This is a genomic window from Sphingobium cyanobacteriorum (assembly GCF_030580935.1).
Lineage (GTDB): Bacteria > Pseudomonadota > Alphaproteobacteria > Sphingomonadales > Sphingomonadaceae > Sphingobium > Sphingobium cyanobacteriorum.
This window is the reverse complement of sequence record NZ_JAUQOM010000001.1, coordinates 892,404-917,848: the sequence shown is the minus strand read 5'-3', so window position 1 is coordinate 917,848 and position 25,445 is coordinate 892,404. Positions and strand designations below refer to the sequence as shown.

At 62.7% G+C, this 25,445-nt stretch carries 28 protein-coding genes and 1 pseudogene; 10 read left to right on the top strand and 19 right to left on the bottom strand.

The genetic code is table 11. The annotated features are described in order from the left end of the window. Positions 1-17: 17 nt before the first annotated feature. Together rplM and rpsI are read left to right on the top strand one after the other, a co-directional pair. Entirely contained in the window at positions 18-497 is a 480-nt protein-coding gene (gene rplM, locus Q4610_RS04475) for a 50S ribosomal protein L13 (protein WP_304534786.1), read from the top strand. Then, positions 497-1,036, top strand: a complete 540-nt coding sequence (rpsI, locus tag Q4610_RS04470; RefSeq protein ID WP_304534785.1) for a 30S ribosomal protein S9 — start codon at positions 497-499, stop codon at positions 1,034-1,036. The genes rplM and rpsI overlap by 1 nt, the downstream gene beginning before the upstream one ends. A gap of 78 nt (positions 1,037-1,114) precedes the next feature. Here the strand turns inward: rpsI and Q4610_RS04465 are convergent, their stop codons facing one another. From Q4610_RS04465 to Q4610_RS04435, 7 genes are all read right to left on the bottom strand, one after another. Next, complete coding sequence (locus tag Q4610_RS04465; RefSeq protein ID WP_304534784.1) at positions 1,115-2,101, bottom strand: threonine/serine dehydratase family protein; 987 nt, start codon at positions 2,099-2,101, stop codon at positions 1,115-1,117. A gap of 46 nt (positions 2,102-2,147) precedes the next feature. Then, positions 2,148-3,185, bottom strand: a complete 1,038-nt coding sequence (locus Q4610_RS04460; RefSeq protein WP_304534783.1) for a rod shape-determining protein — start codon at positions 3,183-3,185, stop codon at positions 2,148-2,150. A gap of 237 nt (positions 3,186-3,422) precedes the next feature. Further along, positions 3,423-4,745 (bottom strand): DUF3422 domain-containing protein, encoded by a 1,323-nt coding sequence (locus Q4610_RS04455; RefSeq protein ID WP_304534782.1) that lies wholly within the window; start codon positions 4,743-4,745, stop codon positions 3,423-3,425. A gap of 89 nt (positions 4,746-4,834) precedes the next feature. Beyond that, positions 4,835-5,596: a TIGR02186 family protein gene (locus Q4610_RS04450; RefSeq protein WP_304534781.1), complete on the bottom strand. Its 762-nt coding sequence runs from the start codon at positions 5,594-5,596 to the stop codon at positions 4,835-4,837. Continuing rightward, positions 5,596-6,510: a sulfite exporter TauE/SafE family protein gene (locus tag Q4610_RS04445; RefSeq protein ID WP_304534780.1), complete on the bottom strand. Its 915-nt coding sequence runs from the start codon at positions 6,508-6,510 to the stop codon at positions 5,596-5,598. The genes Q4610_RS04450 and Q4610_RS04445 overlap by 1 nt, the downstream gene beginning before the upstream one ends. Before the next feature lie 48 nt (positions 6,511-6,558). After that, positions 6,559-7,641 (bottom strand): hypothetical protein, encoded by a 1,083-nt coding sequence (locus Q4610_RS04440; RefSeq protein ID WP_304534779.1) that lies wholly within the window; start codon positions 7,639-7,641, stop codon positions 6,559-6,561. Continuing rightward, positions 7,638-9,026, bottom strand: a complete 1,389-nt coding sequence (locus Q4610_RS04435) for a glycosyl transferase family protein (protein ID WP_304534875.1) — start codon at positions 9,024-9,026, stop codon at positions 7,638-7,640. The genes Q4610_RS04440 and Q4610_RS04435 overlap by 4 nt, the downstream gene beginning before the upstream one ends. 273 nt (positions 9,027-9,299) lie before the next feature. Between Q4610_RS04435 and Q4610_RS04430 the strand changes: the two genes are divergently transcribed. Next, entirely contained in the window at positions 9,300-9,473 is a 174-nt protein-coding gene (locus Q4610_RS04430) for a hypothetical protein (RefSeq protein WP_304534778.1), read from the top strand. A 12-nt stretch (positions 9,474-9,485) separates the two neighbouring features. On the opposite strand, the gene Q4610_RS04425 is transcribed toward Q4610_RS04430, so the two are convergent. Further along, the gene (locus Q4610_RS04425) at positions 9,486-9,887 is read right to left on the bottom strand and encodes a low affinity iron permease family protein (RefSeq protein ID WP_304534777.1); all 402 of its coding nucleotides are present in this window, start codon (positions 9,885-9,887) and stop codon (positions 9,486-9,488) included. Between the two features lie 66 nt (positions 9,888-9,953). Here Q4610_RS04425 and Q4610_RS04420 point away from each other — a divergent pair, with 66 nt between their 5' ends. From Q4610_RS04420 to Q4610_RS04405, 4 genes are all read left to right on the top strand, one after another. Further along, on the top strand, positions 9,954-10,295 hold the full coding sequence (locus Q4610_RS04420; RefSeq protein WP_304534776.1) for a hypothetical protein: 342 nt from the start codon (positions 9,954-9,956) through the stop codon (positions 10,293-10,295). A 152-nt stretch (positions 10,296-10,447) separates the two neighbouring features. Then, the gene (sucC, locus tag Q4610_RS04415) at positions 10,448-11,647 is read left to right on the top strand and encodes an ADP-forming succinate--CoA ligase subunit beta (RefSeq protein ID WP_304534775.1); all 1,200 of its coding nucleotides are present in this window, start codon (positions 10,448-10,450) and stop codon (positions 11,645-11,647) included. Between the two features lie 96 nt (positions 11,648-11,743). Next, complete coding sequence (locus Q4610_RS04410; protein WP_304534774.1) at positions 11,744-12,493, top strand: electron transfer flavoprotein subunit beta/FixA family protein; 750 nt, start codon at positions 11,744-11,746, stop codon at positions 12,491-12,493. Beyond that, on the top strand, positions 12,490-13,422 hold the full coding sequence (locus Q4610_RS04405) for an electron transfer flavoprotein subunit alpha/FixB family protein (protein ID WP_304534773.1): 933 nt from the start codon (positions 12,490-12,492) through the stop codon (positions 13,420-13,422). The genes Q4610_RS04410 and Q4610_RS04405 overlap by 4 nt, the downstream gene beginning before the upstream one ends. A gap of 55 nt (positions 13,423-13,477) precedes the next feature. On the opposite strand, the gene Q4610_RS04400 is transcribed toward Q4610_RS04405, so the two are convergent. The 11 genes from Q4610_RS04400 to uvrA all read right to left on the bottom strand — a co-directional run bounded on the left by Q4610_RS04400 (position 13,478) and on the right by uvrA (position 21,489). Beyond that, positions 13,478-13,834 (bottom strand): glycine zipper 2TM domain-containing protein, encoded by a 357-nt coding sequence (locus Q4610_RS04400; protein WP_304534772.1) that lies wholly within the window; start codon positions 13,832-13,834, stop codon positions 13,478-13,480. A 134-nt stretch (positions 13,835-13,968) separates the two neighbouring features. Further along, positions 13,969-14,166 (bottom strand): hypothetical protein, encoded by a 198-nt coding sequence (locus tag Q4610_RS04395; protein ID WP_304534771.1) that lies wholly within the window; start codon positions 14,164-14,166, stop codon positions 13,969-13,971. A gap of 111 nt (positions 14,167-14,277) precedes the next feature. Next, entirely contained in the window at positions 14,278-14,460 is a 183-nt protein-coding gene (locus Q4610_RS04390) for a hypothetical protein (protein ID WP_304534770.1), read from the bottom strand. Positions 14,461-14,600: 140 nt separating this feature from the next. Beyond that, a complete protein-coding gene (locus Q4610_RS04385) occupies positions 14,601-14,813 on the bottom strand; it encodes a cold-shock protein (protein ID WP_093022591.1) in 213 nt (70 codons plus the stop codon). Positions 14,814-15,001: 188 nt separating this feature from the next. Then, on the bottom strand, positions 15,002-16,063 hold the full coding sequence (locus Q4610_RS04380; RefSeq protein WP_304534769.1) for a hypothetical protein: 1,062 nt from the start codon (positions 16,061-16,063) through the stop codon (positions 15,002-15,004). Positions 16,064-16,192: 129 nt separating this feature from the next. After that, entirely contained in the window at positions 16,193-16,540 is a 348-nt protein-coding gene (locus tag Q4610_RS04375) for a hypothetical protein (RefSeq protein ID WP_304534768.1), read from the bottom strand. Between the two features lie 80 nt (positions 16,541-16,620). Next, the gene (locus Q4610_RS04370) at positions 16,621-16,893 is read right to left on the bottom strand and encodes a type II toxin-antitoxin system RelE/ParE family toxin (protein ID WP_304534767.1); all 273 of its coding nucleotides are present in this window, start codon (positions 16,891-16,893) and stop codon (positions 16,621-16,623) included. Further along, positions 16,893-17,069: a type II toxin-antitoxin system RelB family antitoxin gene (gene relB / locus Q4610_RS04365; RefSeq protein WP_304534766.1), complete on the bottom strand. Its 177-nt coding sequence runs from the start codon at positions 17,067-17,069 to the stop codon at positions 16,893-16,895. The genes Q4610_RS04370 and relB overlap by 1 nt, the downstream gene beginning before the upstream one ends. Before the next feature lie 61 nt (positions 17,070-17,130). Then, positions 17,131-17,988, bottom strand: a complete 858-nt coding sequence (locus Q4610_RS04360; RefSeq protein ID WP_304534765.1) for a DUF6414 family protein — start codon at positions 17,986-17,988, stop codon at positions 17,131-17,133. Between the two features lie 133 nt (positions 17,989-18,121). Further along, a complete protein-coding gene (locus tag Q4610_RS04355) occupies positions 18,122-18,532 on the bottom strand; it encodes a hypothetical protein (RefSeq protein WP_304534764.1) in 411 nt (136 codons plus the stop codon). Positions 18,533-18,573: 41 nt separating this feature from the next. Next, entirely contained in the window at positions 18,574-21,489 is a 2,916-nt protein-coding gene (gene uvrA / locus Q4610_RS04350; RefSeq protein ID WP_304534763.1) for an excinuclease ABC subunit UvrA, read from the bottom strand. Positions 21,490-21,645: 156 nt separating this feature from the next. Between uvrA and Q4610_RS21765 the strand changes: the two are divergent. The 3 genes and pseudogenes from Q4610_RS21765 to Q4610_RS04340 form a co-directional block, all read left to right on the top strand. Further along, a pseudogene (locus Q4610_RS21765) lies at positions 21,646-21,921 on the top strand (hypothetical protein); the annotation flags it as partial. A 312-nt stretch (positions 21,922-22,233) separates the two neighbouring features. Beyond that, on the top strand, positions 22,234-25,113 hold the full coding sequence (locus Q4610_RS04345) for a beta strand repeat-containing protein (RefSeq protein ID WP_304534762.1): 2,880 nt from the start codon (positions 22,234-22,236) through the stop codon (positions 25,111-25,113). Continuing rightward, entirely contained in the window at positions 25,088-25,276 is a 189-nt protein-coding gene (locus Q4610_RS04340) for a hypothetical protein (protein WP_304534761.1), read from the top strand. The genes Q4610_RS04345 and Q4610_RS04340 overlap by 26 nt, the downstream gene beginning before the upstream one ends. Positions 25,277-25,445: the final 169 nt, after the last annotated feature.

The following is a 25,445-nucleotide window of genomic DNA, read 5'->3' as shown; positions in this document are numbered from 1 at the left end:
TCTGGAGTATTGGCACCATGAAGGCGCTGATGAAGACCACCAAGCCGGCAACCCCGGCAACGGTCGAAAAGAAGTGGATCCTGATCGACGCCGAAGGCGCCGTCGTGGGCCGTCTTGCATCGACTGTCGCGAATATCCTGCGCGGCAAGCACAAGACCAGCTTCACCCCCCATGTCGATTGCGGTGACAATGTCATCATCATCAACGCGGGCAAGGTCAAGTTCACCGGCCGCAAGCTGACCGACAAGGTCTATTACAAGCACACCGGCTATGCCGGCGGCATCAAGGAAACCACCCCCCAGAAGATTCTGGAAGGCCGTTTCCCTGAGCGCGTTCTGGAAAAGGCCGTCGAGCGCATGATCCCCCGTGGTCCGCTGGGCCGCCAGCAGATGCGCAACCTGCGCATCTTCGCCGGCGCCGAACACGCCCATGAAGCCCAGAACCCGCAAGTGCTCGACTTCGCGTCGCGCAACCGCAAGAACAAGGTGGGTGCATAATGACCGATAACCGCCAGTCCCTGTCCGACCTCGCGACGATCGCCGCTGAAGCTGCTGCCGCTCCGGCCGCTGCCCCGGTTTCGGACGTTGCCGATGCGCCCGTCGCCCCGGTTCAGCCTTCCGCGCCGCTGCGCCAGCAGGAAATCGACGGCCTTGGCCGTGCCTACGCCACCGGCCGCCGCAAGGACGCCGTCGCCCGCGTGTGGGTGAAGCCCGGCACCGGCAAGATCACGGTCAATGGCCGCGACCAAGAAGTCTATTTCGCCCGTCCCACCCTGCGTCTGGTCATCAACCAGCCGTTCGGCGTGACCGAGCGTGAAGGCCAGTATGACGTCATTGCCACCGTCAAGGGCGGCGGTCTGTCGGGCCAGGCCGGTGCGGTCAAGCATGGCATCGCCCAGGCGCTGACCAAATATGAACCGGCGCTGCGCAGCGCGGTCAAGGCCGAAGGCTTCCTGACCCGCGACAGCCGCGTTGTCGAGCGTAAGAAGTACGGCAAGGCGAAGGCCCGCCGCAGCTTCCAGTTCTCGAAGCGCTAAGCGCAAACAGTTCGGATATGATGGAAAAGGGGCCAGCAATGGCCCCTTTTTCTGTTGCGGGGCTTTCGCTTCATCCGTTCATCCTGCGCCGCCCAGGATGGCGGCATAGGCGGCGGCGTCAACATTCGCGCCGGACAGCACGATCGCAACCGGCGTGTCGCTATGGGGCGCCTTGTCGTGCAGGAGCGCTGCCAACGCCACCGCGCCGCCCGGTTCGACCACCAGTTTCAAGGTTTCGAAGGCGAAGCGCATCGCCGCGCCGACCTCATCGTCGGTGACGGACAGGCCACCCGCCAGCAGCGCCTGATTGATCGGAAATGTCAGCGCGCCGGGGCTGGGCGCCATCAGGGCGTCGCAGATCGACAGTGCGCCCGCGCGCACCGTTTCGCGCCGCCCGCTCGCCAGTGACCGGGCGGTATCGTCAAATTCTGCCGGTTCGACCGCATAAATGGCGACGGATGGCGCGATATCCCTGATCGCCGTTGCAATCCCGGCAACCAGCCCCCCACCGCCGCAACAGACCAGTACCTGTCCGATCTGCGCATCGGCGGCTGCGGCCTGTTCCATGATCTCCAGCCCGGTCGTTCCCTGGCCTGCTATGACATGCGGATCGTCGTAGGACGGCACCACTATCGCCCCGCGTTCCCGTGCCAGCCCGGTCGCAATCTCTTCGCGTGATTGCGTCATGCGGTCATAGGGCACCACTTGTCCGCCCAGCGCCCTGGTGTTGGCGATCTTGATCGCGGGTGCGTCCGCCGGCATGACTATCGCGGCGGGGATATCCAAAAGGCGCGCGGCTGCCGCCACACCCTGAGCGTGATTGCCCGATGACCAGGCGACGACGCCGGCGGCGCGGTCCTTGGGCGCGATCCGGCTTAGCCGGTTATAGGCACCCCTGAATTTGAACGACCCGCTATGCTGCGCGCCTTCGAACTTGATGAGAACCCGGCGTCCGGCGATCGCATTCAGCACCGCATTTTCGATCAGCGGTGTCCTGACCGCCACGCCGGCAATCTGCGCGGCGGCGTTGCGAACATCATCGGCGTCGATGGCCAGGGCAGTCATCCGCGCATTCTCCCTATTCCCGCTCAGCCCAGCCTATCCGTCCGGCTTACAGGCTGGCAAGGATGGACTGATAGGCCGCCTGCTCCAGCGCGCGTCCCGCACCCAGCGCAACGCAGATAAGTGGGTTGTCGGCAATCCTGACCGGCAGGCCGGTCGCCTCCGCCAGCGCTTCGTCCAGCCGGCCCAGCAACGCCCCGCCGCCTGACAGGGTGATCCCTTCATCGATGATGTCCGCCGACAATTCGGGCGGGGTCTGCTCCAGCGCGGCGCGGACGGCGGCGATGATCTGCGCGACCGGATCGGCCAGTGCGCGGGCGATCTCGGCCTCGCTGATCTGCACTTCGGCGGGGCGTCCGTTGACCAGGTCGCGCCCCTTGACCCGCAGCCTGATGCCGTCGCCTTCCGGCAGGGTTGCCGCCCCGATCTGGCATTTTACCCGTTCGGCGGTGGCTTCGCCGATCAGCAGATTATGGGCGCGGCGGATGTGCGATGCGATGGCGTCGTCCATCCGGTCGCCCCCGATCCGGGCCGACCCGCTATAGGCGATGCCGCTCAGCGACAGCACCGCCACTTCGGTCGTGCCCCCACCGATATCGACCACCATCGCCCCCCTTGGCTCTGTTACCGGCAGGCCGGCGCCGATTGCGGCGGCCAGCGGCTCCTCGATCAGGCGGACGCTCGCCGCACCCGCATTGGACGCCGCATCGCGCAGGGCGCGCCGTTCCACCATGGTCGATCCCGACGGCACGCAAATGACGATGGCGTGCCCGCGCCTGTAGCGACCGCCATCCAGCGCCTTGTCCACGAAATGCCTGATCATCTGTTCGGCAATGTCGAGATCGGCGATCACCCCGTCGCGCAGCGGCCGGATCGCCTCGATCCCCGCAGGGGTCTTGCCCATCATCAGCTTGGCTTGATTGCCCACCACCTTCACCCGGCGCACACCCTGCCGTGTCTCCAGCGCGACGACGGACGGTTCGTTGAGCACGATCCCCCGGTCGCGGACATAGATGACCGTATTGACCGTTCCCAGGTCGATGGCCATGTCGCAGGCGGCGGAAGAGAAGAAACGCGGCAATCTCATGCGGTGGCGAACTCATGCAAGGCGGTTCGCGCGCAGTGCATGTCCGGCCCCCGGTACAGAAGGCGGCTGCGACAGGCGGGCCGCAATGCGGGACCGGGCGAACGATCCGCACATTATCCAGGGCGGGGCATGGGCGGGATGGAGGAACGCGGTGAACAGCGTCAGCCTTCGGAAAAGGAGGTGGCGTTACGCCAGTGGCGATGGCTTCAGTGCACAGACCGCTCCCGCTTTTTGATTTTACGCGATGTCCGTTTCGCCGCCCCGTGTGGACGGGGGGCGCTTGACCTTCTTGATCTGCCGCAGGCCCAGAAATACCGCGCCGATGATTGCAGGGATCAGCGCAAGATCGACCCAGCCGGGCAGATGGGCGCCCTGATGCTCGATCGCTTCCTTCAGGTGATGCCACAGGCCCAGCGCATAATAGCTGATCGCGACCACCGACAGTCCTTCGACCGTATGTTGCAAGCGCAATTGCAACCCGGTGCGCCGGTCCATCGACGCCAGCAGATCGCGGTTGCGGCGCGCCAAAGCGGTATCGACCCGCGTGCGCAGCATCGCGCTGGTCCAGGCGATGCGCTGCGACAGATCCTCCAGTCGTCGGCTGAACGCATCGCAGGTCCGCATTGCCGGCAGCAGGCGCCGTTCGGTGAAATCGTCAAGCGAGCGGTAGCCGCGCACCGCCGCCACCTCCAGCCGGCGAATGCGGTCGAAACACAGTTCGGCATAAGCATGGGTCGCGCTCATGCGATAGCGGGTGCGCGCGATGATCTGCGCCAGTTCGGCGCTGAGCATCGACAGTTGTTCCAGCACGGCGTCGGCATCGGCATCCGGTGCGGCGACCTGTGCCGTCACTTCGGTCAGTCGCCGTTCCAGTGCGGCCAGCACCGGGGTCGCTTGCTGCGCTTCGGGCAGGCCGAGCAGCGCGATCTTGCGATAATTGCCCAGCTCCTGCATCCGTTGCACCAGCAATGCAGGTTCCGCCCCTTCCAGCCCGCGATCCTCGATCAGCAAGCGGCCAAAGCCATTGTCATGCAGCCGGAAATCGCTCCAGATGCGCGCGCGGCCTTGCGCAATGTCGGAACTGATAAGGTCGTCGGGTGCGAAATGGGTGGCGATCATGGCGCTGGTCGGCTCCTGCCGCACCAGCGCGATCTGGGTCGACCGGATGACCTGTCCCGGCAACTGGTCGATCCAGTGCGACACGGCGCGAAAGGGCGACAGGTCGAACGGATCACCATAGCCGTCCGCGATGAAGCTGTAGGTGATGAATTCGCTATGCCGTTCCCAGGAGAAACCGAGCGAACCGACACGGCAGGCGAAGAAGCGGTCGGCCGCATCCGGGGCGGGGCCGTCAGGCGCGAGCAGGGTGCGCAGCGCCGCAATGCTGGACCGCGCCTCTTCCTCGTCCACGATCATCATGAACTGCACCGTGCGCGAGGGCGTGTCGAGTCGCGGCATCTTGCGAATGTGCATCTCGCGCGACAGGGACGCGCGCAAGGCATGACTGCGCGCCAGCAAATGCGGGAAAGGATGCGCGTCCGCCTGGCTGTCCTGACTCATGAATCCCCCCGATCCGGTTTGCTTCTGTTTAGTCGGACAAAAGGGGGTAGGGCAATTCTTCTGTACCAAAGGATGATGATGCCGGTCGATCAGAGCCGGCGTGCGATCGCGCCGGCTGCCCAGCCCATGCCCACCGCCAGCGCGATCGCCACCAGGCCGTAGGCGAAGGACCAGTTTTCCGCCGCGCTGGCCATGAACTGTTCAAAGCCCGATTTGCGCACGGTGATGTCCCGCACCGCCGCCGCGACGACGCGGCCATCCTGCACCAGAAAGGTTTCGGCGGTATAATCACCCACGATCACCCGCGCCGAGAGCGGCAGCCGGGCGCGATAGAGCACCCCGTCGGTGATCTCGACCGTGCCGGGCCGCTCCACGAACAGGCCCGACCGGGCGCGCAGGTCGACCAGCCCCGCCTGAAAGCGCGACAGTTCCGCACTGTCGTTGAGCGAGGAAGGGGAGAGTTGCAGTTTGTCGACGCCCAGTTCGTAGATGGCCGCGCTGCGTTCATCCACGATCCTGTCGATCGGGCGGGAGGACGCCATGGCGTAGAAACTGGGCGCGGAACGGAAACGTGCGGTGTCCGCATTGACCCAGATGCCCGCCACCTTCTGCTTTTCACGCATGATGATCGACTGTTCCGGGCCTTTCAGGACCACGACAATGTCCGCCGGCTTGTCCGGCCGCCGCCCGTCGGCATAGACGATTGCCCCGAACAGCAGCAAATCCGCGCCGGTGAAGCTGTACTGGATCACCACTTCGCGCTGCGACACGTCGGGCACCAGTTGCGGTTCATCGGCCGCGCCCAGCATCAGCGCGACAGGCGCCAGGCAGAGCAGGGCGCGCCGGCGCATCAGCGCAGCTCGATCGTGTAGATTTCGTCCGGCCGCCACCCCAGCCCCAGCGCCATCCGCGCCGCCACCAGCAGCACGATGAAGGCCAGCAGGATGCGCAGATATTCGGGCCGGATCGACATGGAAATGCGGGTGCCGATCTGCGCGCCGGTCACGCTGCCGATCAGCAGCAGCAACGCCAGCACCAGGTCGACCGCCTTGGTCGTCATGGCGTGCATCATCGTCGTCGCCATGGTCACGAACAATATCTGGAACAAGGATGTGCCGACCACCGACTGGGTCGTCATGCCCAGCAGATAGAGCATCGCCGGCACCAGGATGAAGCCGCCGCCCACGCCCAGCAACATGGTCAGGATGCCGGTCGCCATGCCCAGCAGCAGCGGTGCGAGCGGTGAGATGTAGAGGCCGGACCGATAGAAGCGCCAGCGCAGCGGCAGCGCGGCGACCAGCGGATGGTGCCGCCGCTTGCGCGCCTGGATACGCTTGCCGGTCTTGAGCGCCACCAGCGTCTGGATCGATTCCTTGGCCATCAGCCCGCCGATGCCACCCAGCATCAGCACATAGAGGATGCCGATGACGGTATCGATCTGCCCCACCTTCTGGAGCAGGCGGAAGATCAGCACGCCCAGCCCCGCACCGACCACGCCCCCGGCGATCAGCACGCCGCCCATGCGAAAATCGACCGTGCCGCGGGACATATGGGTGACGACGCCGGACACGCTGGCGCCCGTCACCTGACTGGCGGCGGACGCGGCGGCGACGGTGGGCGGGATGCCGTAGAAGATCAGCAGCGGCGTCGTGAGAAATCCGCCGCCCACGCCGAACATGCCCGACAGCAGGCCAACCACGCCGCCCAGGCCGATGATGACAAGCGCGTTCACCGAAAGATTGGCGATGGGCAGGTAAAGATCCATGCCCGATCCGAGGTAACGCCAAATGGACAGGATAGAAAGCGTTGGCGATCAAAAATCCGTGGCAAGGGTGATGGCAATGCCTGATCCCGGCCGGGCGTTGCCGGCAATGCGCTGCCGCCATTCGACGGAGACACGCGCCGACGCCTGCGGCAGGGGCAGGCGGAGCTGCAATTCCGGGCCGATGTCGAGTCGGCTGACATAGGGCTGCGCCCCGCCTGACAGCGCGGCGCCGACACGGACGGGCGACTGGCCGATGGGGGACAGCAGCGAGACTTTGCCGTCGATGAACCTGTCGCCGCGCCGGAAGCCGACGATGCCGGCCTGCGCATAGCCTTCCGCTTCGATCGAATGCCCGATCGCGCTCGGTCCGAACCCGCCCACGGCCATGACCGCATTGGCGTTGCGCGCGCCCCGGCCCAGCGCGATCCGTCGTTCCGCCGCCAGACTGACAGGGATGGTGCGGATCGGCTGAATGGCCAGCCCCACCGCTGTTTCGGGTGCGGCCGGATGCTGGAGCGCGCTGGTGATGCGGCCATAGGCGACCGTGCGGCTCTTGGCGCGCGGGGTCAGCTCATAGTCCACCCGCAGCCCGGCCTGCGATCCACCCAGCCGGCCCGGCGTGACCGCATCGCCACTCGTCACGCCGCCCGGCCGCCACAGCAGCCAGCTTCCGACCCGCCAGCGATCGGGCTTCGCGCGCATGGGGGCGAGTATCGGCACCGGGGCGGCGGTGGGCTGGAAACCGCTCATATAGTCATCGTCGCTCGCATAATGGCGGTTGGCGAAACCCATGGCGAAATGGATGAAGGCCATCATGTCGACAATGGTGTCGACCTCTTGGCGGGTGGTTGCCGTTTGCAGGCGGGGTGGGGCCGCAGCCGCCCGAACATGGGCAGGGAATGCCCATCGGCCCGGCCCGCGCTTCGCCAGTTTCAAGGGCATGGGTGCGGCGCTTGCCGCCAGGGCGACGGGCGGGTTGAGCAAGCGCGTCAGGCTGGGTCGGGCGGGCAGCGCCAGCATGGGAGGGGGGAGCGGCGGCGCTCCATCCTGTCCGGCGAGGCGGATGGCGATCCAGCCCAGCATCAGCAGGGCGAAAAAGCGCAAGGGCCTGCTATGTGCCGCGCCGGTCATGCCGGGGTCTGGATGTCCGGGAAACGATGCTGGGTCTTGTCCCAGCGCAGCGGCTTGCCCAGCAGCGACCTGCCATAGAGACAGATCGCGCGTCGCGCCGCCAATATGGCGATATAATTGGCAATGACCGTGCGCGGGATCGCCCCCAATCCGTAGCGCCAGCCATAGGCGCGGCCGACGAACAGGGCGCGCATCGCCGTCCGCCAGGCCATCAACCCCAGATTGAGCAGGAGCAGCCCGCTTAGCAGGGGTGATAGCGATGGCCGGGGCAAAGGCATCACCAGGCCCAGCAACTGGATCGCGCTCCACAGGATCAGCGCCAGATAGGCAGCCAGCAGCACCAGCGCCGCGATGGTCGCGCGGCGATCCCGAACGCGCATCCACCATTCGGCGGGACCGCCGCGCCAGCCCATGCGGTCCCATCCGGCCAGCGAGATGCCGACCATCCAGCGGGCCTTCTGCCGGACCGCCGAGTCGATCGTATCGGGGAAATATTCGCGTGTCGCCACCAGCGCGCCCTGGGCGTCGCGCATCCGCACGAAAATGCCGCGTCCGCCCATGTCGCTGAATTTCAGTCCGGCTTCATAATCTTCGGTCAGGGAGGACGGGTCGAACGGGCCGCCATGGAGCGGATCGGCCAGTCGCCCCAGCATCTGACGCTCAAAGGCGCAGGCGACGCCCGCCGACGGGATCGATGCGCCCAGCGCTTCGCGCACGGTCATCAGGCGTCCGTGGCTTTCCGCAAATTCGTCGCAATAATGATTGGCGATGGCGCGGGCCAGCCAGCCGCCGCGACCGGGCAGCGGCAGGACGGGCAACTGGACCAGGTGGAAACGGTCGATCAGAAAATCGAACAGGCGGATTTCGTCGGGATGGACAACATCTTCGGCGTCGTGCAGCACCACCGCCTTGAACGGGATGCCATCACGCGCTTCGCAATCCTGCATCGCCGCCCACAGGACATTCAGGCAATCCGCCTTGGTGCTGGGGCCGGCGCGGGGATTGATACCGACGATGATGCGATCATTGCCCTCTACGATCGGCGTGATGGCGTCGATCGTGTCGGGATCATTGGGATAGACGCCGACGAACAGCCGATAGTCCGCGTCGCGCCAGCAGGCCAGCGCATGGCGCAGCATCGGGGCGATCACCTCCGCCTCGCGCCAGGCGGGGATGAAGATGGCGATCCGGCCGGGTGAAGCGGATGCGGGCAGGGTGGCCGTCGTCATGCGCGGGTGGCGGGCATAGATGATGAGGTCGCGCCAATATTTGCGGCACAGGAACAGCCAGTCGACGATCAGGTCGTCCAGCCCGCCGATCGCCAGGCCGACCGCCGCGAACAGAAGGGTTTCCCGGTACAGCGCCTGCAGAACGACGCCCAGCATGTCCAACAAGGCGCCGTTCCCCCAAGTTTCGACACAGCCAAGGATGCCAGTTGTGCCAGCGGCTTCCAAGCCTTTTACGCAATATATGCAAAGTCATGCAGTCCATCTTTGCGCCGGATCATAAGCGGGATGCGCCCTGTTGCCGCATCCGGGCGGCAGGGCGGCTCGCCAAGCGCGGAAATTAATGATAAATCGGTCGGGTTGACGCCGACTGTCGGAATGCGGCGTCAGCCAATCGACCAATCTCTTGCACGATACGGGAGGAGGGCGACCATGGAGAAGGACGTGAATTATCTGCTGCATCGTCAGCAGATGTCTTTGATCAACGCGCAGAGCAGCCGTTCATCCAAGGGGCGGGCGGCTTATGAAAGTCTGGCGCAAAGCTATACTGAACAGATTGACGCCTATCGTCGTGAAAATGAAAGGCGGCTTGCGCACGCCCATTGACGAGCGTGCGTCTCAGCGTCGCTGGAGCAGCCGTTCGATGGCGCGGTGATGCATGGCGTCGTCGCCGCATTCCCGTTCCAGCACGGCCTTGATGCGTTCCAGTTCCGCTTCGGTCAGATGTTCGATGCCGATGAAATCATTACGCGCGGTTTCCAAAGCGCGGATCAGCTCGTCCAGCTTGGCCTGGATGGCTGATCCGTCGCGATTCTGTGCATTCTGGATCAGGAACACCATCAGGAAAGTGATGATGGTCGTGCCGGTGTTGATGACCAGTTGCCAGGTATCGGAATAGTCGAACAGTGGCCCGGTCAGGAGCCAGACCAGAACGATGGTCAATGCCAGCACGAAGGCAGGCGGTTGCCCCGCCATGTTGGCGACGCGATGCGACAGGGCGGCGAAGAAGCGATCGAACATGGATTTTCCTTTGCGAAGCAGGCATGTTTATCCTCCGTTCAGGCCGATCGGGCCATGGAAATTTCCATGCTCAGGACAATCATGCTCAGGACAATATCGTCGCGCGTCACGCTGTTCGCCGCCTTCGCCCTTCTGCTACCGTCCTGCACGTCGCTGTCGCCCGAATCACGGCTGCGCGCCGGGTTGGTGGAGGCTGGCCTGGCGCCAGAAATGGCCGGCTGCATGGCGCCGCGTATGACCGGCAGGCTCAGCATCATGCAGTTGCGCAAGCTCCAGTCGCTGGCATCGCTCCGCAAGTCGCACAGCCCGGACATGACCGTCGATCGCCTGCTCCACAAGGTCCGCGCGCTTGGAGATCCTGAGATTCTGGCGGTGACGAGCGCCGCCGCGCTGCGGTGCGCCTTCTGACATTCTTGCGGCGGGCCGGCCGATATCGGTGCGGCCGCCGAATCAGGTTTTGCAATTTTGCAAAGTGATTTTGCAAAATCTTCTGGCGCGCCGAATCGCCCTGTGCTTAGCCGCTGACCATCAGGTTCAACGCAACAAGGACGGGCCAGCCCATGAACATTCACGAATATCAGGCCAAGGAATTGCTGGCCAAATATGGCGCGCCGATCGCCGCTGGCTATCCCGCCTTCTCGGTCGAGGAAGCGGTCGAAGCCGCCAAGAAGCTGCCTGGGCCGCTCTATGTCGTGAAGTCGCAGATCCATGCCGGCGGCCGTGGCAAGGGCAAGTTCAAGGAACTGGCCCCCGAAGCGAAGGGCGGCGTCCGCCTCGCCTTCAACCTGGATGAGGTCAAGGCCCATGCCACCGACATGCTGGGCAACACGCTGGTGACGATCCAGACCGGCGACGCCGGCAAGCAGGTCAACCGCCTCTACATCACCGACGGCGCCGATATCGCCAAGGAATTCTACCTCGCGCTGCTGGTCGATCGCGGCAGCAGCCGGATCGCCTTCGTCGTGTCGACCGAAGGCGGCATGGACATCGAGGAAGTCGCCCACTCGACCCCTGAGAAAATCCACAGCTTCTCGGTCGATCCGGCCGCCGGCTTCCAGCCGCATCATGGCCGTTCGATCGCGGCGGCGCTGGGCCTGACCGGCGACCTCGCCAAGCAGGCAGCCAAGGTTGCCTCGTCGCTCTATGCCGCATTCCTGGATACCGACGCCGAGCAGATCGAAATCAATCCGCTGGCGCTGACCGAGCAGGGCAACCTGCTGGTGCTGGACGCAAAGGTCGGCTTCGACGGCAACGCCATGTTCCGTCACAAGGACATCGCCGAACTGCGCGACCTGACCGAGGAAGATGCGGCCGAAGTCGAAGCGTCCAAATATGACCTCGCCTACATCAAGCTGGACGGCAATATCGGTTGCATGGTGAACGGCGCGGGCCTGGCCATGGCGACCATGGACATCATCAAGCTGAACGGCGAATTCCCCGCCAACTTCCTGGACGTGGGCGGCGGCGCCACCACGGAGAAGGTGACGGCGGCGTTCAAGATCATCCTGAAGGATCCGGCGGTCAAGGGCATCCTGGTCAACATTTTCGGCGGCATCATGAAGTGCGACATCATCGCCGACGGCATCGTCGCCGCCGCCAAGGAAGTGAACCTGTCGGTCCCGCTGGTGGTGCGCCTGGAAGGCACCAACGTCCAGAAGGGCAAGGACATTCTGGCCTCGTCCGGCCTGGCGATCGTCCCGGCGGACGACCTGGGCGACGCGGCCAAGAAGATCGTGGCGGAAGTGAGGAAGGCAGCCTGAGGCACCTTCCAGCCTGAACGAACAACGCAGGGTGCGGGTGGTCCGGTAACGGGCTGCCCGCGCCCGTGCTGGCATTGAAAACGGAGGATGTTGAAGATGAAGATCCTTGTGCCCGTAAAGCGGGTCATCGACTATAATGTGAAGCCGCGGGTGAAGGCGGACGGGTCGGGCGTCGACCTGGCCAACGTCAAGATGAGCATGAACCCGTTCGACGAGATCGCGGTCGAGGAAGCCATCCGCCTGAAGGAAAAGGGCGTGGCGACCGAAGTGATCGCGGTATCCATCGGTGTAGCGAAGGCGCAGGAAACCTTGCGCACGGCGCTGGCCATGGGCGCGGATCGGGCCATCCTGATCCAGACCGACGATGAGGTCGAGCCGCTGGGCGTGGCCAAGCTGCTGGCCAAGGTGCAGGAAGAGGAAGGCGCTGGCCTGATCATCCTGGGCAAGCAGGCGATCGACGACGACAGCAACCAGACCGGCCAGATGCTGGCCGCGCTGCTGGGCCTGCCGCAGGGCACCTTCGCCAGCAAGGTCGAGGTTGCCGATGGCAACGTCAATGTGACGCGCGAAGTCGATGGCGGGCTGGAGACGGTGAAGCTCACTCTTCCGGCGATCGTCACCACCGACCTGCGCCTCAACGAACCGCGTTACGCCTCGTTGCCCAACATCATGAAGGCCAAGTCCAAGCCTTTGGCGCAAAAGACCCCCGCCGATTACGGCGTGGACACAAGCGCCCGTCTGGAGACGCTCAAGGTCGTGGAGCCGGCCAAGCGCTCGGCCGGCGTCAAGGTCGCCGATGTGGATGAACTGGTTGCAAAGCTGAAAGCTCTGGGAGTAGCCGCATGAGCAAGACACTTGTTTGGGTTGAACATGAAGGTGGCGTCGTCAAGGACGCGACCCTTTCCGCCGTCACCGCCGCCGGCAAGCTGGGCGAAGTCCATCTGCTGGTCGCCGGCCAGGGCGTCGATGGCGTCGCCGCCGAAGCCGCCAGGATTGCTGGCGTGGGCAAGGTCCATGTCGCCGATGACGCCGCTTTCGGCCATGCCCTGGCGGAAAATGTCGCGCCGCTGATCGTCGCGCTGATGGAGCATCATGACGCCTTCGTCGCGCCGGCCACCAGCAACGGCAAGAATATCGCCCCGCGCGTCGCCGCCCTGCTCGACGTGATGCAGATCAGCGATATCCTGTCGGTCGAGAGCGAAGACACGTTCACGCGCCCCATCTATGCCGGCAACGCGATCGCGACCGTCAAGAGCAAGGATGCCAAGAAGGTCATCACCGTGCGCGGCACCGCCTTTGAAAAGGCGGCCAAGGAAGGCGGAAACGGGGTCGTGGAAGCCGTGGCGTCGACCGGCGACAAGGGGCTTTCGTCCTTCGTCGGCGCCGAGATCGCCAAGCTGGAGCGTCCCGAACTGACCAGCGCCAAGATCATCGTGTCGGGCGGCCGGGCGCTCAAGGATGGCGAGACGTTCGAGCAGGTCATCTTCCCGCTGGCCGACAAGCTGGGCGCGGCGGTCGGCGCGTCGCGCGCGGCGGTCGATGCGGGCTATGTCCCCAACGACTATCAGGTCGGGCAGACCGGCAAGATCGTCGCGCCCGAAGTCTATGTCGCGGTCGGTATTTCCGGCGCGATCCAGCATCTGGCGGGCATGAAGGACAGCAAGACCATCATCGCCATCAACAAGGATGAGGACGCGCCGATCTTCCAGGTGGCGGACTATGGCCTGGTCGGTGATCTGTTCAAGGTGGTGCCGGAGCTTACCGGCAAGCTGTAATCCAGCGTCACGATGTAGGAAAGGGCGCGGCATGACTGCCGCGCCCTTTTTCATGTCATTCGCAGTTGATGTCGTTCTTGTCGATGGCCCGGCCTGCCAGGGCGCCGCCAGCGCCGCCCAGGATGGTGCCCAGCGTCTTGGAACCGCCCGGTGCGATGACGTTGCCGAGCACGCCGCCGGCAATGGCGCCGACGATGGTGCCGGTGGTGCCGTCGTCCCGCTTGCAATAATAGCGTCCGTCGCGGTCGCGGTAGATTTCTTCATTGTCGCGGATCGGACGGCGTTGGTAGCGGGGCGGGCCGCGGCGGTCGCCGGGGCGGTCATAGCCGTAGCTGCTGCCGTAATTGTCCGATGCACAGGCGCCCAGCGGCAGCATGGCCAGCAGGGCGACGGCGAGGATGGGTTTGCGCATGGCCTGTCCTTGTTCCTTTGCCCCACAAAAGAGGGCCGCCCGCCGGCCGCCGAGAGAGGGGGGATATGGCGGCGGACGGGCGGCGACCGGCGGCAAGCGGGGGGATATGCCGCCGGAACCGGACAATGAGAAGATCAGTGCGCCAGCGGGGCGGCCGGGCTGGTCGTCGGGCTGATCACCGGGGCGGTGTCGGCGCGCTGGGCGTCCAGGTTCGCCTTGGCATCATGATAGCGGGCGACCAGGTCGTCCTTGAATTCGGTCAGCTTGCCGTCGTCATACAGCTTCTTGCCGACATAACCGGCGATGGCGCCGAAGATCAGGGTGCGGATCATGGGAAGTGCTCCATTTTTTGGGGTTCGGAGCATTAACCGGCAGGGTGCGGGGGAGTTCCGCAGAAATATTGCGCCGCGCCATCGCCGCGACGGGGCGAGCGGCGATCGCCGTCAACTGATCTGTTCGCCCCGTTCGCGGCGGGCGCGGTTGGTGTCGATCAGGTCCTGGCGACGCGCCATGCCGAGAAAGGCGGCTTCGGAACGCAGGCAGCGGTCGCGGACATTGTCCAGCGTGGCGGCGGCGGCTTCGTCATGCGCCCTGGCGGCGAGAGCGAGATAATCGGGGCCGGCCATGGACATGCTCCTGCAAGATAAATGGCCGGACGCCATGAGAGCGACGCCCGGCCGGCCCGCGCCGCCGCGCCCCCGAAAGGAACGCGACGGGGGCCAGCGACCGGGTACGGCAGGCCGAAGCCCGCCGCACCACGGGCCGCTTATTCGGCGTGGGCGATGTTCACAGCCGCCATCTTGCCGCGACGATCCTGTTCCAGATCATAGGTGATCCGGTCCTTTTCACGCAGCGTGGCAAGGCCCGCACGCTCGACGGCGGTGATGTGAACGAACGCGTCCGGGCTGCCATCGTCGGGAGCGACGAAGCCATAGCCCTTGTCGGCGTTGAAGAATTTGACGGTTCCGGTGATGCTCATGAAGAATTCCTTCTTTCGATGCGGCGCGTCCAACGCGGACGAGCCGGGTTGCTAAGGGGCAGGGAAAGAAGGAGATAGGGAGCCGCAAAGCACCGAAAGACCTGTCGATTTGCGACTGTAGCCACACCCATATAGGGCAGCGCCGGGCAAATAGCAAATCGCGTCGTGCAGACAGGCGTGCGGCGCGGTCAGCCGGGGCTGGCGGCGACGCCGGAAGAGGCCCCGGCACCCGCCATCGCGCCCGCCATGCCGCCCGCCGCGACGAAGCCGAAATAGGCGTCGCGCACGCGGGCGGCGGCGACTTCATAGGGGCGGCGCTCGTCCGCCTGCCGCTGCGCCAGGGCGTCCATTTCCTCCGCCGTCAGGTCGCGTTCGTAATAATCGATTTCATAGACATCGTCCTCCTGGTCGCCGGTGAAGCCGGGCGGCGCGGGATAATCGGTGCGCCAGGCGTCGCGATCCTCATCATACCAGACGCCGCGCAGCCGGGTTGCGGCCTGATCGGGCGGCAGGGTGGCAAGATTGACGAGCGGTTCGGGGCGAAGTTCACACCGTTCCTGGGTGCCGTAAAATAGCGGTTTCTGCGCGCCCTGGAGCGGCAGGCGGGCGGCGATGAACAAAGCGACCGAGGCGGCGGGGGAGAGGATGGCGGCGCTGTCCTCCACCAGCGGATCGGGCAGGTCGGGGGGCGCGCCGTCGAGCATATGCGCGTCCTCCATCGTGCGGGCCGACGGTTCGGCACCGGGACGGGGGAGGTCGAGCCGCTCGGCTTCGTCGCGCGCCTGATCGTCCGGGCAGATCAGGTCGAGAAAGGCGACGAAATCCTGCGCCACGACACGGGCGAGCGCGGCGTCGGACCCTTCGGGCGGCGAGTCGGCCATGCGATCGAGCCGCGACAGCATCGACATGGCGAGGCGGTTGTCGTGGCGGTGGCGGGTGACTTCGACATTGTCCGCGTCGCGGCGGATCGTGTCGGTGCAGCCGGTGATGGCGCGCGCCAGCAGATCATCGGCGAGGCGCGCGCGAGCGATGAGGATCGCCGCGTCCCAGCCCAGGCGAAAGGCCGCGCCGTCGCGGCGGATGCGCAGCGTATAGGCCGCGCGCGGGGTGATGCACACCGCTTCGCAGGCGAGGCGGACGACGCCGGTGGCGGCCAGGGTTTCAAGAAAGCGGCGCTGCCGCGCGGGGCTCCAGCCATCGACCCGGATTTGCGGGTGCGCGGTGGGGAGGATAGGGTCGTGATAGGACATAGGTCGCGTGCCTCCGGCTAAAGGGTTTGCCGGCAGGGTAGGCAGATCGGGGGCGTGTAGGACAGAACAAAATGAGAACGATGGGCCGCCCGGCCCGCGTGCGGCGGGCCGGGCGGCGTTTGGCGGCGATTATTGGGTGAACATGTTCTTGTCGGTGACGACCAAGTTGGTGACGCCGCAATAATCGACCGGGCTGTTGAATTCGCTGGCGTCGGCAAAGACGATGCGGGTCTGGACTTCGCAGCGTTCGTCGCCCGCGAAGAATTTGAGCGCGCGGGTGGTGGCGGGCTTGACCGGCAGTTTGAGCCAGTCGTTCGACCAACTGCCATCCTTGCGCTTGGTGAAGAACTGGATCGCGTCCACCGTCGATTTGTTGACGAGGATGAAGGCATTGTCGTCGCCGTCATTGGCGCGCGCGGCGGGCGCGGCCAGCAGCAGGGCGGCGGCGAGCGTGGCGGCGGTGGTGCGGAATGTCATGGTTGGTCCCTCCCCGTTTCTGGCGCGCGAGCGGAGTCGTGGCCTTGGGTCAAGGGGTTAGCGGCTGTCGGGGGAGGGGGCTAGGGATATTGTTGGCGGGTGTGTTTGACCGCCAATATCTCGATGATGTCGTGGACGCGGTATATGATGACATAATTGGGTGTCACCAGCGCTTCGCGCGTGCCAGGGACGCGGCCTGTACGGTACATATAGGGATGATCGGGCAGGCGCTCAGCGACATGGCGGATGGCGTTGCCGATACGGTCAGCCGCCAGCGGATTATGTGTCTCGATGAAATCGACGATATTTTCCAGATCATCCAGGGCCTCGTCGTGCCAGATGAGCGGGAGCATCAGTCTTTCTTGCGCCGATCGATGATGGCCTGCATCCGTGCCATGGCCGCGTCATGCGGGATTCCGGGCCGGTTGGATTTCATGCGCGCTTCGACCGTCGCACGGAACCAAGCGTCATAGGCTTCCGCCTCTTCGGTCGTCGCGAACTCGGACTCGATGGGGGTGAGTTTGGTCATGGAGGGAGGTTATCAGCGAACCAAATTTGTGTCGATTAAAGAATGCAAATTGTAAATGCAATTAAAATTCTAAGTATACGGCAATGGGATCAAGAACAATTTCGCCTGATGACGGTCCAGCAAATGCATCTTCAACGCTATGCATATGCTCGCTTAAAACTCGAATGGCCTTCTTTATATTATCTTGATCTCCAACATTGTTAATATCTCTCGTAATTATATGATCTTTCACCTGTGTAACTGAACCAACAACTGTAAAGTGTTTATGCGGCAATCGTGAATATTTTTGAATTAAAATTGTTTCATTCTCTCTCAAAAATTCGCGTTTTAATGGAGCAGTAAACGAAAATGACGGAAAGGTCATTTCAATTTCGAGCATTCCATTAAGACCAAATTCTATCAAAGTAGACAAGCTACTCAACAGCTTTTGATCCATCTGCATACCCTCTGCTTTAGCTCGATTTTTTAAATCATTATCAGATGGAAATTTCCCGAGAGATTTTTCGGATAGAGATTGAAAATTTATAGCAGTATAAAGTGCCAAACCGATGCTGTTAAAATTGGATACAAGAGCATTGGTTGCTCTCGTGTCATTGATTTTTGTTTGACCGCAGACCTTTAAAAACGGAAGATCTAATATCTCTTGTTCAAATGTGACATTCTGAATCATTTTCGATTCAGATATTTTATCCTCAAATATACTGTATGCATGATCTTCTAGAAACCTTAATTCCGTAGTTGCTCTAGATTCTTTAAATATATCGGCAAGCGTCCTTCCGCTGCCAACCGGCCCTTTTTGTTCGGCACTAGTCTCGTTGTTGCTTTGTTCGGAACGAACTACAAAATCGGCAACACCCTCAAACATTTGAGAAGAAAACGAACGTAATTTATCAGAATCAAGATAGATAAAATTCCGCATTACCGTTTCCTCCGATTCTTTATATAATTATTGTAGTATTTTTTGCGAGTATGAAATATCGACCAGATGCTACCAACAGCACCTGATATACTTGCTATACCTAAGATAATTTCCGGGATATGATGGATTAATTTCATTGAACAATCCCATTTGTATCTCGGAATGGTTTTCCATTAGTTCTATAAAATACCGAAAAGCTAAGCATAAACGAAACTAAACTTAGTAAAATCGACATTATTTTTATTGATTTATAATTTATAATATCAATTTTTATTATAGTTGTGAACATAAGAAGGCTATAAATGACGATAAAAATTGATGAAAGCCCATTATGAACACTTTTCCATCTTCTATCATATTCATCCAAACTATTGACTTGATGAATATTTGAAACGTGAAGAACTAAGCCAAAGGCTATCAAATCACTCACGGCGATTGGATCAACGCCGGAAGTAGATACAATCCACACGCAAAGCCGTGAAAAAACCGGGACCAACCCGATCAGGCACGTGTAGATTAGCCAATTTACCGTATGTTCGCTCACAGAACGAGCTTATGATTTTGGGATAGTTTTAAAAGCATAAATTACTCCGCCGCCAAAGCCTCTAAACCCAGCAGCGGCGCGAGATACCGCCCGGTAAAGCTCCGCTTCTCCTTCGCGACCTTCTCCGGCGTGCCTTCCGCCACCACCTCGCCGCCCTTCACGCCGCCCTCCGGCCCCATGTCGATGATCCAGTCCGCCGTCTTGATGACGTCCAGATTATGCTCGATCACGACCACGCTGTTGCCCTGGTCGACCAGCGCGTGGAGGACTTCGAGCAACTTTCTCACATCCTCGAAATGGAGGCCCGTGGTGGGTTCGTCCAATATATAGAGGGTGTTGCCGGTGGCGCGACGCGAGAGTTCCTTGGCGAGCTTGACGCGCTGGGCTTCGCCGCCGGACAGGGTGGTGGCCTGCTGGCCGACCTTGACATAGCCCAGGCCCACTTCGGCGAGCATCGCCATCTTGTCGCGGATCGGCGGCACGGCCTTGAAGAATTCCACCGCATCCTCGACCGTCATGTCGAGTATGTCGGCGATGCTCTTCCCCTTGAACTTCACCTCCAGCGTTTCGCGATTGTAGCGCGCGCCGTGGCACACGTCGCAGGTGACATAGACGTCGGGGAGGAAGTGCATCTCGATCTTGATGAGGCCATCGCCGGTGCAGGCTTCGCAGCGGCCGCCCTTGACGTTGAAGCTGAAACGGCCGGGCTTGTAGCCGCGCGCCTGGGCTTCGGGGAGGCCGGCGAACCAGTCGCGGATGTTGGTGAAGGCGCCGGTATAGGTGGCCGGGTTGGAGCGCGGGGTGCGGCCGATGGGCGACTGGTCGATGTCGATCACCTTGTCGCAATGGTCGAGGCCCGTCACCTTGTCATGCGCGCCCGCGATGATGCGCGCGCCGTTCAATGCGCGGGCGGACGCGGCGTAGAGCGTGTCGATGGTGAAGCTGGACTTGCCCGATCCCGATACGCCGGTGATGCAGGTGAAGGTGCCCAAGGGGATCGACGCGGTGACGCCGCGCAGATTGTTGGCGCGGGCGTTGTGGACGGTGAGTTTCTTGCCCGACCCCTTGCGGCGCCTGGCCGGCACGTCGATGCGGCGGGTGCCGTTGAGATAGTCGGCGGTCAGGCTGTCCTTGTGGGCCAGGATTTCGGGCAGCGTGCCCTGCGCGACGATGGTGCCGCCATGGACGCCCGCGCCCGGCCCCATGTCGACGATATAGTCGGCGGCGCGGATCGCATCCTCGTCATGCTCGACCACGATGACGCTGTTGCCCAGGTCGCGCAGGCGCTTGAGGGTCACGAGCAGCCGGTCATTGTCGCGCTGATGAAGCCCGATCGAGGGTTCGTCGAGGACGTAGAGCACGCCCGACAGGCCGCTGCCGATCTGGCTGGCGAGGCGGATGCGCTGGCTCTCGCCGCCCGACAGGGTGCCGCTGGTGCGGTCGAGGTTGAGATAATCCAGGCCGACATTGTTGAGGAAGCCCAGGCGCTCCACGATTTCCTTGAGGATGGCGCGGGCGATCTGGTTCTGCTGGTCGTTCAGCTTGTCGGGCATCGCGGTGAAGAAGGCGAGCGCGTCCACGACCGAGCGGCTGGTGGAGAGGGAGATGTCCTCCCCCGCGATCTTGACCGCGAGCGCTTCGGGCTTGAGCCGCGCGCCGCCGCAGGTTTCGCAGGGCATGGCGGTCTGATATTTGCTCAGTTCCTCGCGCATCCAGGCGCTGTCGGTTTGCAGCAGACGGCGATTCAAATTGCCGATGACGCCCTCGAACGCCTTCTTGACCTCATAGCTTTTCTTGCCGTCCTGGAAGCGCAGGGTGACAGGCTTGCCGCCGGTGCCGTGGAGGATGATGAGCTTCACCTCGCCGGGCAGGTCGGCCCAGGGGGTGTCGAGGCTGAACCCGAACTCCTTTGCGAGGGAGCCGAGCACCTGCATATAATAGGGGCTGGGCGGGTTGGACTTGGCCCAGGGGACGACCGCGCCCTTTTTGAGGGAGAGCGCTTCGTTGGGGACGACCAGTTCGGGGTCGAACAGCATCTTTTCGCCGAGGCCATCGCAGGCGGGGCAGGCGCCCTGCGGCGCGTTGAAGGAGAAGAGGCGCGGTTCGATCTCCGCGATGGTGAAGCCGCTGACCGGGCAGGCGAATTTTTCGGAAAAGACGATGCGGTTGGCGGGGATGCCGCTATTCTTCATCTTGCCGACGGATTCCGCTTCATCCGCGCGGCCCGGCACCACGCCGTCGGCCAGGTCCACGAAGGCGAGGCCGTCGGCCAGCTTGAGCGCCTGTTCGAAACTGTCGGCCAGCCGGGTGCCCATGTCGTCGGACACGGCGAGGCGATCGACCACGACTTCGATGTCATGCTTGTATTTCTTGTCGAGCGCGGGCGCATCCTCGATCTCATAGAGTTCGCCGTCGATGCGGACGCGGGTGTAGCCCGCCTTCTGCCATTCGGCCAGTTCCTTGGCATATGAGCCCTTGCGCCCGCGCACGACCGGAGCGAGCAGGTAGAAGCGGGTGCCTTCGGGCAAGGCCGCGACGCGATCGACCATCTGGCTGACGGTCTGGGCGCTGATGGGCAGGCCGGTGACGGGGCTGTAGGGAATGCCGACGCGCGCCCACAGGAGCCGCATATAGTCGTAGATTTCGGTGACGGTCGCGACGGTGGAGCGGGGATTGCGGCTGGTCGTTTTCTGTTCGATGCTGATCGCGGGGGACAGTCCCTCTATATGCTCGACATCGGGCTTCTGCATCATTTCCAGAAACTGGCGCGCATAGGCGGAGAGCGATTCCACATAGCGGCGCTGCCCCTCCGCATAGATGGTGTCGAAGGCGAGGGAGGATTTGCCCGAACCGGACAGGCCGGTGATGACGACAAGGGCATCGCGGGGCAGATCGACATCGACGCCCTTGAGGTTGTGCTCGCGCGCGCCGCGGACGGAGATGTGGGTGAGACTCATAGGGTCGTTCTTTATTTGTTCAGAGGGGACGGGGCAAGGGGGTGCGCTCAAGATGGCGCGCCGTTTCACGCGCGCAAGATGGTCGTTTGCGCCGAAGCGAGATTGACGATCAACGTCCTGATGCTATTTTTGCGCCTGATTCTGGGGGATTATTAGATGGCAAAATATATCGGCACGGGAGCCGACGATCTTCTTCAAGGCGATTATGAAGATGATCGAATTGCGGGTTATGGCGGCAGCGACACGTTGAGCGGCAGCTATGGGAACGATTTCCTGTTCTCCGCCGATATGAATAGTGATTTCTATGGCTTCTTTACGTCGTCGAGCAAACTTCTGTTTGACGCGGGTGCAGAGACCGACCGCCTGAATGGAGGTGCAGGGAACGACATTATTTTTGCCGGTTACAATGATATTGTGGATGGTGGCAGTGGCGAAGACCGCCTTTTTCTTAGCCTAATCGGCGCATCAAGTGGTGTCACCATCGCTTTTGGATATGATGAAGTTACTGCTATCGGAACGGGCAGTTTCAAAGATATAGAGTATGTCGATTGGCTTGAAGGCAGTAATTTTTCAGACAATATAGACTTTACCTATCTGGACGAAAACCAAGTCATTTACGCTATGGGTGGAGATGATCACGTCATCGGTGGACTTGGCACCTATTATATGTCTGGCGGCAACGGTGACGATTATCTCGAAGCCAGAGGGTCAACTAGGCTTTTGGGAGGCGCTGGAGATGATACGTTGGTTGGAAAGCGTTCAAGCGTCGCCATGGGCGGTGCCGGCAACGATCTGATTTACTCGACCTATCAAGCCTATGGCGGTTCAGGCAGTGACTATATTGCCGGCGGAGAAAAGATTTACGGCGAGGACGGCGACGACGAACTTCATGCTGCAGATCAGTTTGGCTACTCGCGGGGCGCTTATATATTCGGCGGAGCGGGCGCTGACCGCATTTTTGGGGGTGATTACGACGACTGGATGGCCTCTGGTGAGTTCGTCGCGCAGAATGTTTCGGCCTATCCCGATTTGAGCACCGAAAAGGACAGGCTTGTTGGGGGGGCAGGCAATGATGTTCTGTCGATCGGATTTGGTGATGATGCAGACGGCGGCGACGGCTTTGACACGCTCTACCTTTCGCTGGGCGGCGCAAGCGCTGGTGTGACGTTCAACTCGATCGGGATTACGGGCGCCGCGCCTTTCCTGTTCAGCGGCAGTACCATCAAGAATATCGAGAAACTTGTTTATCTTCGCGGGTCGGAGTTTGACGATAGACTGACGATCGCCGTTCAGGCTGATCCGATCAAGGTCGAAGCCGGTGCGGGGAACGATATTGTCGAATGGGAGAGCAACTCGGTCAACCTGTCCGGCGGAGACGGCCACGACCTGTTCCTTGCGGCTGGCTCCGGCGCCATTATTGATGGCGGGCAAGGTAACGACACCGTCGATTATCGCAAGGCAGCGGCTGGTGTAACGGTATCGCTGCTGGCGGGGACAGGTGGTGCTGGCGATAGCTTGGCAAATGTCGAGAATGTAACGGGTTCGGCGTTCGACGACATATTGACCGGGGATTTTGGCATCAACCGTATCGACGGCGGCACCGGGGCCGATACGATGACCGGTGGCGCGGGCGACGACACCTATTATGTCGATGATGCTGGCGATGTCGTTATCGAGAATGACGGCGAGGGGTATGACAATATCTTCGCCAGCGCCAGCGTGGACGCTTCGGGCAATTTCGTCGATTATATCTACCTGACCGGCAGCGCGAACGCCAATGTCACTGGCAATGGTCTGAACAACATCATTCGCGCCAATGCCGGCGACAATGTGCTGAACGGCGGCGCGGGCATCGATCAGTTGAGCTATTCGATCGCGACGAGCGGCGTCACCATATCGCTCGCGGCGGCCGGGCCGCAGGCGACGGGTGGATCAGGCACCGACACGGTCAGTAATTTCGAGAATATCGAAGGGTCGCTCTACAGCGATCATTTGACCGGCGATGCCGGCAACAATGTGATCGATGGCTGGCATGGCGGCGACACCATGGCGGGGCTGGGCGGCGACGATATCTTCCTGGTCGACCATGTGCTGGACAATGTCGTCGAAGTGCCCGGTCAGGGCTACGACACGATCTACAGCGCCGTATCCTACAGCCTGGAAGGGCGCGATGTCGAAATGCTGGTGCTGTCGGGCAGCGGTGCGCTGAATGCGACCGGCAATGCCAGTGCCAACACGCTGATCGGCAATGACGATGCCAATATGCTGGACGGCAAGGGCGGCGCGGACCTGCTGGTCGGCGAGGGGGGCGACGATGCCTATGTCGTGGACGGCGCCGGAACGCGGGTGATCGAGACGGCGGGCGAGGGCTATGACAGCGTCAGAACCAGCGTCGACCTGAACCTTTCCGGCCAGTCGATCGAGGCGGTCAGGATGCTCGGAACGGCGCGTGTGCTGGTCGGGGGCAATGTCGACAGCCGGATCGTCGGCAATGACGGCGTCAACCTGATCCTGGCGGGCGCGGGCGACGATCGCGTGTTTGGCGGTGCGGGCGATGACCGGATCGAGGGGGGCGCGGGGCGCGATTATCTGGATGGCGGGGCGGGCGTGGACAGCCTGAGCTATGAACATGCCGCCGCCGGCGTGGTGGTGTCGCTGGGGATCGACGGCGCGCAGAACACGCGCGGGGCGGGTGTCGATGCCGTGACCGGGTTCGAGAATATCCGGGGGTCGGCCTTTGCCGACCGGCTGACGGGCGATGATCATGGCAATGTGATCAGCGGGCTGGACGGCGCGGACGTGATGATCGGGCTGCTGGGCGACGATGTCTATTATGTCGACAACGCCGGCGACAAGGTCGTGGAGAAGGTTGGCGGCGGTTATGATACCGTATTCGCCGTCGTGGACTATCGACTGGTCGGGAATGTCGAGGCGCTGACGCTGACCGGGCGGGGCAATATCGATGCGACCGGCAATGGCCAGGACAATGTGCTGACCGGCAATGCGGGGAACAACCGGCTGAATGGCGGCGCGGGCGCGGACATGATGATCGGCAAGGGCGGGGACGACATTTATCATGTCGCCAGCGCGGGCGATGTCGTGGTGGAGCAGGCGGGCGAGGGGCATGATCTGGTGATCAGTTCGGTGGCCTACACGCTGGGCGACCATGTCGAGGATCTGCGGTTCGTCGGCGGCGAGAATCTGGTCGGCCATGGCAACGCGCTGGCCAACGACATGCGCGGCAATGCTGGCAGCAATACGCTGTGGGGTGGCGCGGGCCATGACGTGCTGACCGGCGGGGCCGGCGGCGACAATTTCGTGTTCGACACGGCATTGGGCGCGGACAATGTCGACAGGATCACCGATTTTTCGGCCACCGACGATCATATCAGCCTGTTCCGGTCGGCCTTTGGCGCATTGGGCGGCGAGAACGGATCGCTCGCATTCGGGGCGTTCCAGACGGGCGCGGTGGCGCTGGAGGCGGACGACCGCATCCTCTTCGACAGCGCGAGCGGCAATATCTTCTACGATGCCGATGGCAGCGGCGCGGGCGCGGCGGTGCTGTTCGCGCAGGTGACGCCGGGGCTGACGCTCAGCAATGTCGATTTTCTGGTGCTGGGCTGACGCATTGCGGGCGGCGGCGCGCATCGCGTCGCCACCCCGCCATGTCGTTCATGGCTGGATGAGCGCCGTTCGTCTGTCGCCCATGCCGCCGGGCGGCAGGGCGCAACCGATCATCGAAGCGGCGGCGCGCGGGCGCGGCATGGCGCTATGCTGGCCGTCATGAGCAGAGAGGCAGCCGCCCGTTAAGGGATGGTTCAGCGCCGATGGCGTCGTCTCTGCCCTGATATATCGCCCGATCCGAGTGCCCGACAGCGCCTGGATACGCCCCCGGCCCTCCCTTGCGCCGGGGGCGTTTTCATATCCGTGCGGCATCGCCCGATTCCCGATTTCCG

What these genes read in the sequence shown, in the direction of transcription:
- rplM (WP_304534786.1), top strand. Translation starts at nt 18, where the DNA reads ATGAAGGCGCTGATGAAGACCACCAAGCCGGCAACCCCGGCAACGGTC.
- rpsI (WP_304534785.1), top strand. Translation starts at nt 497, where the DNA reads ATGACCGATAACCGCCAGTCCCTGTCCGACCTCGCGACGATCGCCGCT.
- Q4610_RS04465 (WP_304534784.1), bottom strand. Translation starts at nt 2,101, where the DNA reads ATGACTGCCCTGGCCATCGACGCCGATGATGTTCGCAACGCCGCCGCG.
- Q4610_RS04460 (WP_304534783.1), bottom strand. Translation starts at nt 3,185, where the DNA reads ATGAGATTGCCGCGTTTCTTCTCTTCCGCCGCCTGCGACATGGCCATC.
- Q4610_RS04455 (WP_304534782.1), bottom strand. Translation starts at nt 4,745, where the DNA reads ATGAGTCAGGACAGCCAGGCGGACGCGCATCCTTTCCCGCATTTGCTG.
- Q4610_RS04450 (WP_304534781.1), bottom strand. Translation starts at nt 5,596, where the DNA reads ATGCGCCGGCGCGCCCTGCTCTGCCTGGCGCCTGTCGCGCTGATGCTG.
- Q4610_RS04445 (WP_304534780.1), bottom strand. Translation starts at nt 6,510, where the DNA reads ATGGATCTTTACCTGCCCATCGCCAATCTTTCGGTGAACGCGCTTGTC.
- Q4610_RS04440 (WP_304534779.1), bottom strand. Translation starts at nt 7,641, where the DNA reads ATGACCGGCGCGGCACATAGCAGGCCCTTGCGCTTTTTCGCCCTGCTG.
- Q4610_RS04435 (WP_304534875.1), bottom strand. Translation starts at nt 9,026, where the DNA reads ATGCTGGGCGTCGTTCTGCAGGCGCTGTACCGGGAAACCCTTCTGTTC.
- Q4610_RS04430 (WP_304534778.1), top strand. Translation starts at nt 9,300, where the DNA reads ATGGAGAAGGACGTGAATTATCTGCTGCATCGTCAGCAGATGTCTTTG.
- Q4610_RS04425 (WP_304534777.1), bottom strand. Translation starts at nt 9,887, where the DNA reads ATGTTCGATCGCTTCTTCGCCGCCCTGTCGCATCGCGTCGCCAACATG.
- Q4610_RS04420 (WP_304534776.1), top strand. Translation starts at nt 9,954, where the DNA reads ATGCTCAGGACAATCATGCTCAGGACAATATCGTCGCGCGTCACGCTG.
- sucC (WP_304534775.1), top strand. Translation starts at nt 10,448, where the DNA reads ATGAACATTCACGAATATCAGGCCAAGGAATTGCTGGCCAAATATGGC.
- Q4610_RS04410 (WP_304534774.1), top strand. Translation starts at nt 11,744, where the DNA reads ATGAAGATCCTTGTGCCCGTAAAGCGGGTCATCGACTATAATGTGAAG.
- Q4610_RS04405 (WP_304534773.1), top strand. Translation starts at nt 12,490, where the DNA reads ATGAGCAAGACACTTGTTTGGGTTGAACATGAAGGTGGCGTCGTCAAG.
- Q4610_RS04400 (WP_304534772.1), bottom strand. Translation starts at nt 13,834, where the DNA reads ATGCGCAAACCCATCCTCGCCGTCGCCCTGCTGGCCATGCTGCCGCTG.
- Q4610_RS04395 (WP_304534771.1), bottom strand. Translation starts at nt 14,166, where the DNA reads ATGATCCGCACCCTGATCTTCGGCGCCATCGCCGGTTATGTCGGCAAG.
- Q4610_RS04390 (WP_304534770.1), bottom strand. Translation starts at nt 14,460, where the DNA reads ATGGCCGGCCCCGATTATCTCGCTCTCGCCGCCAGGGCGCATGACGAA.
- Q4610_RS04385 (WP_093022591.1), bottom strand. Translation starts at nt 14,813, where the DNA reads ATGAGCATCACCGGAACCGTCAAATTCTTCAACGCCGACAAGGGCTAT.
- Q4610_RS04380 (WP_304534769.1), bottom strand. Translation starts at nt 16,063, where the DNA reads ATGTCCTATCACGACCCTATCCTCCCCACCGCGCACCCGCAAATCCGG.
- Q4610_RS04375 (WP_304534768.1), bottom strand. Translation starts at nt 16,540, where the DNA reads ATGACATTCCGCACCACCGCCGCCACGCTCGCCGCCGCCCTGCTGCTG.
- Q4610_RS04370 (WP_304534767.1), bottom strand. Translation starts at nt 16,893, where the DNA reads ATGCTCCCGCTCATCTGGCACGACGAGGCCCTGGATGATCTGGAAAAT.
- relB (WP_304534766.1), bottom strand. Translation starts at nt 17,069, where the DNA reads ATGACCAAACTCACCCCCATCGAGTCCGAGTTCGCGACGACCGAAGAG.
- Q4610_RS04360 (WP_304534765.1), bottom strand. Translation starts at nt 17,988, where the DNA reads ATGCGGAATTTTATCTATCTTGATTCTGATAAATTACGTTCGTTTTCT.
- uvrA (WP_304534763.1), bottom strand. Translation starts at nt 21,489, where the DNA reads ATGAGTCTCACCCACATCTCCGTCCGCGGCGCGCGCGAGCACAACCTC.
- Q4610_RS04340 (WP_304534761.1), top strand. Translation starts at nt 25,088, where the DNA reads ATGTCGATTTTCTGGTGCTGGGCTGACGCATTGCGGGCGGCGGCGCGC.